Origin of the sequence: Mesorhizobium delmotii (assembly GCF_900149755.1) — a bacterium.
Classification (GTDB): Bacteria; Pseudomonadota; Alphaproteobacteria; order Rhizobiales; family Rhizobiaceae; genus Mesorhizobium; species Mesorhizobium delmotii.
In genome coordinates this window covers 85618-94893 of the sequence record NZ_FUIG01000057.1, presented here as the reverse complement: position 1 = coordinate 94893, position 9276 = coordinate 85618, and the positions used below count along the sequence as shown (strand labels likewise).

11 protein-coding genes are annotated in these 9276 nt (G+C 58.4%); 6 read left to right on the top strand and 5 right to left on the bottom strand.

From position 1 onward, the window contains the following. The 3 genes from BQ8482_RS31170 to BQ8482_RS31160 all read left to right on the top strand — a co-directional run. Window positions 1-690 (top strand): NAD(P)/FAD-dependent oxidoreductase (locus BQ8482_RS31170; protein ID WP_244603057.1); only part of this gene is annotated, 690 nt, incomplete at its 5' end. Window positions 691-776: 86 nt separating this feature from the next. Then, on the top strand, window positions 777-1073 hold the full coding sequence (locus BQ8482_RS31165; protein ID WP_133254870.1) for a hypothetical protein: 297 nt from the start codon (window positions 777-779) through the stop codon (window positions 1071-1073). Window positions 1074-1258: 185 nt separating this feature from the next. Next, entirely contained in the window at window positions 1259-2080 is an 822-nt protein-coding gene (locus BQ8482_RS31160) for a universal stress protein (RefSeq protein WP_123151091.1), read from the top strand. Between the two features lie 132 nt (window positions 2081-2212). Here the strand turns inward: BQ8482_RS31160 and BQ8482_RS31155 are convergent, their stop codons facing one another. The 5 genes from BQ8482_RS31155 to BQ8482_RS31135 form a co-directional block, all read right to left on the bottom strand. After that, window positions 2213-2833, bottom strand: coding sequence for a Tim44/TimA family putative adaptor protein (locus BQ8482_RS31155; protein WP_123151090.1), 621 nt, complete (start codon window positions 2831-2833; stop codon window positions 2213-2215). A 61-nt stretch (window positions 2834-2894) separates the two neighbouring features. Beyond that, entirely contained in the window at window positions 2895-4490 is a 1596-nt protein-coding gene (gene ctaD / locus BQ8482_RS31150) for a cytochrome c oxidase subunit I (RefSeq protein ID WP_123151089.1), read from the bottom strand. Window positions 4491-5111: 621 nt separating this feature from the next. Then, complete coding sequence (locus BQ8482_RS31145; RefSeq protein WP_123151088.1) at window positions 5112-5675, bottom strand: GreA/GreB family elongation factor; 564 nt, start codon at window positions 5673-5675, stop codon at window positions 5112-5114. 162 nt (window positions 5676-5837) lie between these two features. Beyond that, the gene (rnk, locus tag BQ8482_RS31140) at window positions 5838-6302 is read right to left on the bottom strand and encodes a nucleoside diphosphate kinase regulator (RefSeq protein ID WP_123151110.1); all 465 of its coding nucleotides are present in this window, start codon (window positions 6300-6302) and stop codon (window positions 5838-5840) included. Between the two features lie 374 nt (window positions 6303-6676). Further along, window positions 6677-7054, bottom strand: coding sequence for a hypothetical protein (locus BQ8482_RS31135; protein WP_123151087.1), 378 nt, complete (start codon window positions 7052-7054; stop codon window positions 6677-6679). 542 nt (window positions 7055-7596) lie between these two features. Here BQ8482_RS31135 and BQ8482_RS39750 point away from each other — a divergent pair. The 3 genes from BQ8482_RS39750 to BQ8482_RS31125 all read left to right on the top strand — a co-directional run bounded on the left by BQ8482_RS39750 (window position 7597) and on the right by BQ8482_RS31125 (window position 9259). Continuing rightward, entirely contained in the window at window positions 7597-7845 is a 249-nt protein-coding gene (locus BQ8482_RS39750; protein ID WP_244603056.1) for a hypothetical protein, read from the top strand. A 3-nt stretch (window positions 7846-7848) separates the two neighbouring features. Continuing rightward, window positions 7849-8871 (top strand): c-type cytochrome, encoded by a 1023-nt coding sequence (locus BQ8482_RS31130; protein ID WP_244603055.1) that lies wholly within the window; start codon window positions 7849-7851, stop codon window positions 8869-8871. Window positions 8872-8932: 61 nt separating this feature from the next. Then, window positions 8933-9259, top strand: coding sequence for a twin-arginine translocation signal domain-containing protein (locus tag BQ8482_RS31125; RefSeq protein ID WP_123151086.1), 327 nt, complete (start codon window positions 8933-8935; stop codon window positions 9257-9259). The last annotated feature ends 17 nt before the right edge of the window (window positions 9260-9276 follow it).

Below are 9276 nucleotides of genomic sequence, written 5' to 3'. Positions count from 1 at the left end.
GGCCTGGAGGTTGCCGCGGCGCTGCGCTCGCGCGCGATCGAAGTTCATGTCGTGGCGCCGGAAAAACGGCCGATGGAACGGATCATGGGTCCGCAAATCGGCGACTTCATCCGCGTTCTCCATGAGGAGAATGGTGTCGTATTCCATCTCGAGGACACCGCGAGCAGCATCGACGGCAGCAGGGTGAAACTCAGCGGTGGCGATACGTTGGCGGCGGATTTCGTCGTCGTCGGCATCGGCGTGCGACCGCGGACAGGGCTTGCCGAGACGGCGGGGCTCATCCTTGACCGCGGTGTCGTGGTAAACGCCTTTTTGGAGACGAGCGCACCAGGCATCTTCGCGGCCGGCGACATTGCGCGGTGGCCGGATCCTCACAGTGGCGAGAACATTCGGGTCGAGCACTGGGTAGTTGCCGAGAGGCAGGGGCGAACCGCGGCCCTCAACATGCTCGGCCATCGCGAGAAATTCATCGCCGTGCCGTTCTTCTGGAGCCAGCACTACGATGTTCCCATCAACTATGTCGGCCATGCCGTGCAATGGGACGAGATCGCGATCGATGGCGACATCGTTGCCAAGGATTGCCTGCTCCGCTTCAAGCGCGAAGGGCGCACGCTGGCTGTCGCTTCGATCTTCCGCGACATCGAAAGTCTAAAAGCAGAGGTGGAGATGGAGCGCCAAATAGCGACCTAGCAAGCGCTATCCGGCACTCCGATCCGAGAAGAGCGCAATCAGAAATGGCAGAGCGCAATGTCGTTGTGACCGAAAGGAGTTCGACTATGTCCACCGTGCAGCGGGAACTTAGCGTCACCAGTGGTTTGCGCACGGGTGCGCCCCCCCAGCATTATTCAAAGATCGTGAAATTCACGGCCGAGGTCGCCAAGGAGGCGGCCAACGATGCACCGACCTCAGTTGAAATCTTCTCGGACAGCGGCCACTGGTACTGCCGGGTTTGTCGCGGCGATGAAAAGACTCGGCCGATGGGTCCCTATACCAAACAACAGGCTGAGCGGATCCAGGAGGCTCGGAGACTGTTGATCGCAAAAAGAGGTACCGCTCGGATCATGTTCGAGTAAAGCGAGAACCTCACGATCGCGCCGGCCGGCGCACTCACTACTTGATCGTCCGTCATCGAATTTTTGAAACGTTGCGGGCAGGCCTGAGGGTTGCCGCATCGCGAAGCCGCGTCTCGCGGCAGGATGTCTTCTTGGCGCTCCCCTTAGCGGCCCCGCATCATCTCCAACCCATGGAAGGAAATCCAATGAGCTACAAGTCAATCGTTCTCAATCTCGACATCGACGGTATGGTCGCACCCGTGATCAAGCTCGCTGTCGATCTGGCCCAGCGCTTCGACGCACGCCTGATCGGTCTTTCGGCAGCCGACGTACCGCCACCCGTTGTAATGGAAGGAGGCGTGGCATTCGAAGGAGAGAGCATGATGCGCCAGCGCAAGAACATCGAGCGACGAATTGGGGACCTCCGCGCGGAATTCGAAAGTCTTGCTGGCGCTTCGGTTGATACGGGATGGCGCGGGGCTGTGGGCAATCCGACCCGCTTACTGATCGACTCAACGCGCCTAGCCGATCTTATCGTCACAGCGTCGCCCGAGGGCGCCTCTTCTGGCAACGTTCATCGTTCCACCGATCTCGGCAACCTGATCCTTCAGTCAGGACGACCTGTATTGGTCGCCTCGACCAACCAGGAAAATTTCCGGATCAACAAGGTTCTTGTCGGGTGGAAAGACACGCGTGAAGCCAGGCGTGCGGTAACTGATGCCATGCCGTTTCTGCAAATGGCTCAGCAAGTTCGTGTAATCACGATCGACGATGACGCGACCGATCAAACCTGGAACAGCCTGAACGATGTCGTTGCCTTCCTTTCGAGCCACGGCGTAAAGGCGAAGGCGGACGTGTTTCCGGAAGAATCCGATGGTGGATCGATCGCTGATGTGGCCGAAGCGATGCATGCGGATTTGATCATATCCGGCGCGTACGGACACAGCAGATTCAGGGAGTGGATCTTCGGCGGTGCTACCCGTTCGCTGCTTGAAAATGATCGACTGAACCGGGTCATGTCGAATTGATCGTGATACACAAATAGTGGATGCGCATTGTCAAAAGCTGACAAATCGCGCAGGCCGTCCAGCGCTCCGATTGGACCGCCCTCCAACTGTGGCGCGGCTGCCAGGCAGGCACATCGGAAGAGCACAGACCTGTTACTCGCCTTCCGTGGCGAGCAACATCCAATTGCGCCTCGTTGACGGGGTTTCACAGGCGAACGTCCACGTATCGATCACCTCAACGATCTGCTGGGGATCGCCGGCGACGATCACGTCGTTAGCCGAGCGCGTAGCGCTGACCATGTCGGAAACGAAGCGAACGGCAATTTCAGCGGTACCATCCTCCTCGAAAGCGTCGACGATCTTTGCTTCGCTCGTGCCGATGAACGTCAATTGCAGCGTCTCCTCCCGAACCCGGCGCCCGGCAATCGCTCGCTCGAAGGTATCGAGCACTTCTGGTTCGACAAGGCGCTTCAACGTTTGAATGTCACCGTCCGCATAGGCCCGCAGGATAAATTCATAGGCAGTCTTGGCGCCGGCCAGAAACGCGGCAAGGTCGAAATTCGGGTCGATCTCTCGGATCACATCCAAGGGCGTGTCCGCAGAAGAAGTGTTTTCGCTACTGCCGGTTCGTTGCTTTGTCGGCGCGTCGTCCCGTTTGGTCTTATCGTCGCCCGAGCGCGGCAGAAGTTGGCTCCAACTGCCCAGCAATGCCAAATAAAACGCGATAATCGCCACGATCAGGATCTGGTTGTTTGGATCTGTGGTCTCGTTCATGACGTTCTCCCGACAAAATGTCGAAGTGACACTGACGGCGATTTGGAACCGGAGGCGAGTGTTAGAGAATGCGCGGCAGCTTTTCCCATTGGTGGAAGGGCGGCGGCGACGGCAGCAGCCATTCGAGCGTGGTCGCCCCTTCGCCCCATGGATTGGCGCCGGCCTCGCGCTTTCGAACGAATGCCTCGGCGACCGTAATAAGGAAGACGATAAATCCTGCAGCAGAAATGTATGACCCGATCGAAGAAATGAAGTTCCAGCCGGCGAAAGCGTCCGGATAATCCGCGTAGCGGCGCGGCATGCCGGCCATGCCAAGGAAATGCTGCGGGAAGAAGACGAGGTTGACGCCGACGAACATCAGCCAGAAATGCAGCTTGCCCAGCGTCTCGCTGTACATGTAGCCAGTCATCTTCGGAAACCAGTAATAGAAGCCAGCGAAGATGGCGAAGGCCGCGCCCAAAGACAGCACATAATGGAAGTGGGCCACGACGTAGTAGGTGTCATGCAGCACGCGATCGAGGCCGGGGCTGGCGACCACGATGCCGGTGACGCCGCCAATGGTGAAGAGCAGGACGAAGCCGAGAGCCCAGAGCATCGGCGTCTTGAACTCCATCGATCCTCCCCACATGGTCGCCAGCCACGAAAACACCTTTACGCCGGTTGGAACCGCGATGACCATCGAGGCGAAGGCGAAGTAACGCTGGGTGTCTGCGGACACACCCGTCGTATACATATGATGCACCCAGACGACGAAACCGATCGCGCTGATTGCCACCATTGCATAGGCCATGCCGAGATAACCGAAGATCGGCTTCTTGGCGAAGGTCGAGATGACATGGCTGATGATGCCGAAGCCGGGGAGGATCATGATGTAGACTTCAGGATGGCCGAAGAACCAGAACAGATGCTGGTAGAGGATCGGATCACCGCCGCCGGACGGCCCGAAGAAGGTCGTCCCGAAATTGCGATCGGTCAAAAGCATGGTCACTGCGCCGGCAAGCACAGGCAGCGACATGAGAAGCATGAAGGCGGTGACTAGCATCGACCAGGCGAACAGAGGCATCTTATGCATCGTCATGCCGGGTGCGCGCATGTTGAAGATGGTGGTGATGAAGTTGATCGCGCCGAGGATTGAGGAGGCGCCCGAAAGGTGGATCGACAGGATGACGAGGTCGACGGCGGGACCCGGCTGGCCATCTGTCGAATAGGGCGGATAGAGCGTCCAGCCGCCGCCATGACCGAGCGTGCCGGGCGCCCCTGGAACGAACATCGAGGTGATGAACAGGATAAACGACATCACCAGCAGCCAGAACGAGATATTGTTCAAGCGCGGAAATGCCATATCGGGCGCACCGATCATGATCGGCACCATCCAATTACCGAAGCCACCGATTAGCGCCGGCATGAGAACGAAAAAGATCATGACCAGCCCATGGGAAGTGACGAGAACGTTGTAGACCCCCGGATCGCCAAAAATCTGCAAGCCTGGTTCGTGCAACTCTATGCGGATCAACACCGAAAGCGCGGTGCCGAGAACGCCGGCCATGATCGAGAACAGCAGGTAGAGAGTCCCGATATCCTTGTGGTTGGTCGAGAAAAGCCACCTGATCAGGAACCTGGGTTTGCGATCATCCAAGACTGTGGCTGGCATGGACATGATGTGCTTCCTGCTCCTCACTGCGGGCAGACCGGGCGGGCTCAACGGCGGACAACAACTTGCGAACCCGCGGTCGCAAGGGGATCAGGCCTCGCCTGCGTTCATTTATTCGTCAGTGACGGAAAGCCGCCTGGCTATGAACGTTGCGCTGCATAAAACAGGAAGGCAAACGCAATTAAATGCCGCATTGATGCAAGTTTATTGCACTGAACTGGCAAACCATGTTGGACCTTGACCGCGGCCCGTACGTTCTTCGAAATCGTGCATTCCGGCAGCTTTCTGAGGGCTGCCGACCGGCTACGGTAGGTGCTCGGATTCGCACATTTGAGGAAGAGCTCGGACGGCACGGCGCGCATGAGCGAACCCTGCGCGCAAGGCGCGTGATATTCCGCCACCACTCAATGCTTTCTGGATCAACCAGAGTTTTCACAACTACGCCGACTAGCTGTCGGCGGAGTTTCTTGGCGGCCTGAACCAGCTTATGCCCTCCGCAGGCAGGTGCGCCATGATGTGCTCGGACACAATCTGGTGGCGCTGTCGCAGCAGGATCGTCGCGGACTATCTGATCAGCCGCGCCGGGCCAGTTGTCTACCCATCACAACCTTCGGGATGGTCGAGCTCTCAGGCGGCGGACGGCCCCGGGTCGTCGAACCCCGTGTCGAAAGCCGCCATGACTTTGTTCACTGCGTTGTCCTGGAGCTTGTCAGAACGATGGACGACGCGGAGAACAGGCCTGCCCAGTTGCGACGAGCCCGGTTCCGCCCCCAGCGCCAGCTTCAATCTCTCGCGCCTTGCGGCTTCCGGCTGATAGACTACTTCGTGGACAGTCAGCGTTTCAGGGCTGCCGTCCGCGCTCGGAATGGTCATGGATTGACCTTCGGCCAGACCAAGCAGTGCCAGACCGCGCGGATTGGTGATAGGCAAAAGCATGCCTACCAGACCACGCATCTCGCCATGTGTGAGGATGCGCGTTTCGGTGGGGCCATCGTTTACCCGGTAAGCCACGCGGCTGCTGAGCGTCACGACGGTTGCCGGGATGTCTTCCAGAAACATGACGAGTGCGCTCGAAATCTTCCGGTCGAGGATAATCAACAGTGTCTGGGTGCGAGCCGGATGGCGCTCCCGCATCACTTCCAGAATGGTGTAGTCCTTTGTCGTCAGTTGACAGCTGTCGATATTGGGCATGGTGCGTCTCCAACCGGCCCCGTGCAAGGGGATCCAGCGTCAGGAAATTGATCGGGTGTGAAGAATTACCCCTGTGCCGGACCCAGAAAGGCCGGCGCAGGGGTTAGACTCCCGCGATCAGGCTGCCTGCATGATTGAGGAGACGTACGGAGACGCCCATGCCTAGAGACTCGCCGCTATCGCCGGAGACGCTGGTGCGAGCCGCTCGGCTCCATCGCCTTCCGGGGCGGGCTGGTTCACGGCAAGGACCAACAATTCGTGCCGGCGCCCGTCTCGGGCGGTCCACATGATAGACTGTCCAGCCGAGAGGCCGATCAGGGCCGTGCCGATTGGCGTGAGGATTGAAACCTTGCCTTCAGAGATGTCCGCGTCGCCAGGAAAAACCAGCGTGATCGTTTTCCGATCGCCGGTGTCGGGCTTGAACGTCACAGTTGAACCCATCCGGACGGTGCCAGCGGAGACCCAACCATCGGCGACGACGCGTGCGCGCTCGAGTTCGGCGAGCAGTTCATCGGAAGCCTCCGGATTTCGAGCGGCCACAGTGCTCGCAAGCGCCGTTAAACGTGCATGGTCTGACTGCGAGATGCGGATGTTTGGCTTACGCCGGGTTTTCGTGTTGTTCTGCATTTGGATACTCATATTCTAGTTGGGCCAGCCGTCATCAAAGGTGGCGGAACTGGCCAATTCGGGAAAATATTCGTCGATGCACCAAAACCCCAGAGGCGGTGCACCCTACGGATCATCATATGTTGATTTAGGTTTTACCCCTCGGCTCGGGGCGCATGGCAGCCGAGCCGGGGGTTATGATCCCGCGATGGGACAAACCCGGAAAAGAAAATCGCAACGGATTTTGACAGTGACGTTCATAGAGCCATAGTTGGTGAAGCAATTCCGGAAGTCAAGGCAGCGCCTCGGCTATCAAGTTCGGAGCTAGTCAGGGCGAACGTTCAGCAAGGTGTTTATCACCAGCGCTCGTCCAGCCCTGTTTATGCAACCCGGCCTCAATCATCTAGCCAGTATGCTCGAAAACAGCCAAATTGGGGCGCAATCCCAAGCCGCCGTTTGGTGTCAAATTCCATCTCCGACATACTCCAGAGTGAGTCGTTCTCGGTCACACTAGCCACTATGGTGTGCCCTTCCGCGACCAACTGCAGTCTCATTTCCTCGAAGTGCCTTTTGAAGCCATTCTCAATTTTGCTCTGCGGATAGCGCCGCCCATGCATGCATTCTTGGCTCAGAATGTCGGAATACCGTAGGGCACTCGCCATTCTCACTGTTTCTTTCGAGATCGGCTTGTAAGGTAGCTTGTCTTTAGACCAGCATCGTTCTACCGACGCCACCAGCGCCGCTGCCAACAGGCCTGCCAGGAACTTCTCCACTTTGGTCCCTTCCGACCAAGGAGATATGCATTAGCCCCAACTAATAGTAACGGCAGATCCTCTTGGTTTCAAACTGACCCGCTACGGTCAGTTCACTTGTGAGGCAACGCAGAGAGATTTCCGCGCTGATTGCGGACGCGCGGCGAGCGGCGGCCGCGGTGATATAACCATGAACCTACTTCGCCAATCCGCATATCTATGGTCCGGCCGTATCGCCTGCACTAGCCTTTTCATTGGGGCTAGCCTGCGCTCTTCACAAAATTCGCGGATCAATGTGAAGCTGCGTCCCGTGCATAGGTCGTCAGGCAAAGCGACTTGGTGCGGCCATTCAGTGGGCCGGCCGGAACCTTTGTTGTTTTTGAAGATTTGAATATAATTCGGCTGCATTCCGTTTCGCGTGGAATTCAGGCCCCGCGAACCAAAGATGACCGCCGATTGGCAATCGTCTTTGGGAGGGACGTGATATGCCCTTGCGTTTCAATGGTACAGCAACAATTTTCGCTCTTCTCCTATCTTCAAGCTTGATCCCGGCCGCGGCTCAAATGAGCGCCAAAGGAAAAATAAGCGGGAAGGATTTCGACAACGCTGCCGCCGAGCAGGCCAAGCGATATCTCGAGGAAGGCCGCGAGACATTCCGCTTCGACACTTTCGGCAGCGAGGATTTCTGGGGCGGCAGACTGAAACTCCACGAGGCAATCGCAGGTGAGAAGCTGGGCGGCACAGGGCCCGGCCTGAGCCCGGAGAAAGCCCTCGAACTCGGCCTCAAGGTCGATGTGAACGCCATTCCCTAGGATGTGGCCGATGCGCTCAACAAGGGCGCGGTCGACCTCGCGGATCCAGCGAGCACGCTTGTCCTGCTGAGAGCCAATGCCGTTGTCGGGGTGACCGGGTTCTTCGCCGAGGACGGAAAGACGCTGACTTCGGTGGGCATCCAATGCGCGGTGTGCCATTCAACCGTCGACGACGCCTACGCACCCGGGATCGGGCAACGGCTGGACGGCTGGCCCAACCGTGACCTCAATATCGGAGCGATCGTTGCCCTCGCACCTGATCTCACGGCTTTCACCGAAATGCTGCAGATATCCGAAGCGGAGGTGAAGAAGGCGGTTGAGGCGTGGGGTCCCGGGAAATTCGATGCCGAACTGAACCTCGACGGCAAAGCATTTCGGCCGGACGGCAAGACGGCGGCCACGCTCAATCCGCCGGCGTTCGGATTGGCCGGTGTAAACAACCACACATGGACCGGAGCCTGGGGCACGGTGAGCTACTGGAACGCTTATGTCGGCAATCTTGAGATGCACGGCAAGGGTGTGTTTTACGATCCACGCCTTGATGACGCCGAGAAGTATCCGGTCGCAGCACGAACGAAGCAGGGCCACAAGCAGGACAAGGAAGACCGGATCACCGCCAAACTGCCGGCGCTTCACTTCTATCAGCTCTCGCTGCCAACCCCGAAGCCGCCGGAGGGCGCCTTCGACAGCGCGGCCGCGGAGAAAGGACAGGTTCTTTTCAACGAAAAGGCCAAATGCGCGACTTGCCACGTCCCGCCGCTCTTCACCGAACCGGGCTGGAACCTGCATACGGCCGACGAGATAGGGATTGACGACTTCCAGGCGATGCGGTCCCCAGACGAGCGCTACAGGACGGCGTCCTTGCGGGCCTTGTGGGACGTGGAAAAGATCCACAAGGGCGGATTTTACCACGACGGCCGGTTCGCCACCCTCAATGATGTTGTCAAGCATTATGACGGCCATCTTCGCCTTGATCTGACCGATCAGGAAAAGAGTGATCTGATCGAGTACCTCAAATCGATCTGATCCGGCATTCGACGGCGCCAGCGCTTCTTTGAGTTTGGATAGGGAGGAAAGGTCATGAAACATGAAAGAAGATCGAAGTGCGCCAAATTACGGGTCGGCACAAGGTGAGCCAAGCCAAGCGCTGTCTCGCCGGAATTTTCTGAGGGTGTCGATGACCGGCGCGGCGATTGCCGGTGCAGGTGGACTCGCTTCCTGTATGACGGGCCAGCCTACGGCTCGAGGCGCGGGAACGACGCCGAAGCCTGTTGCGCTTTATCAGGATTCTCCAAACAAGGGTCGCCGCTGCGGCGGCTGCAAGCATTTCTTTAAGCCGAACGCATGCGAGATTGTCGCTGGTGAGATCAGCCCGGACGGCTGGTGCCGTTTCTACGAACCGCTGCCAGCCTGAACCTTGCTTGGACACAT

Excerpts from the sequence above, each read along its gene's own strand:
- BQ8482_RS31165 (WP_133254870.1), top strand. The coding sequence starts at position 777 with ATGTCCACCGTGCAGCGGGAACTTAGCGTCACCAGTGGTTTGCGCACG.
- BQ8482_RS31160 (WP_123151091.1), top strand. The coding sequence starts at position 1,259 with ATGAGCTACAAGTCAATCGTTCTCAATCTCGACATCGACGGTATGGTC.
- BQ8482_RS31155 (WP_123151090.1), bottom strand. The coding sequence starts at position 2,833 with ATGAACGAGACCACAGATCCAAACAACCAGATCCTGATCGTGGCGATT.
- ctaD (WP_123151089.1), bottom strand. The coding sequence starts at position 4,490 with ATGTCCATGCCAGCCACAGTCTTGGATGATCGCAAACCCAGGTTCCTG.
- BQ8482_RS31145 (WP_123151088.1), bottom strand. The coding sequence starts at position 5,675 with ATGCCCAATATCGACAGCTGTCAACTGACGACAAAGGACTACACCATT.
- rnk (WP_123151110.1), bottom strand. The coding sequence starts at position 6,302 with ATGCAGAACAACACGAAAACCCGGCGTAAGCCAAACATCCGCATCTCG.
- BQ8482_RS39750 (WP_244603056.1), top strand. The coding sequence starts at position 7,597 with ATGAGCGCCAAAGGAAAAATAAGCGGGAAGGATTTCGACAACGCTGCC.
- BQ8482_RS31125 (WP_123151086.1), top strand. The coding sequence starts at position 8,933 with ATGAAAGAAGATCGAAGTGCGCCAAATTACGGGTCGGCACAAGGTGAG.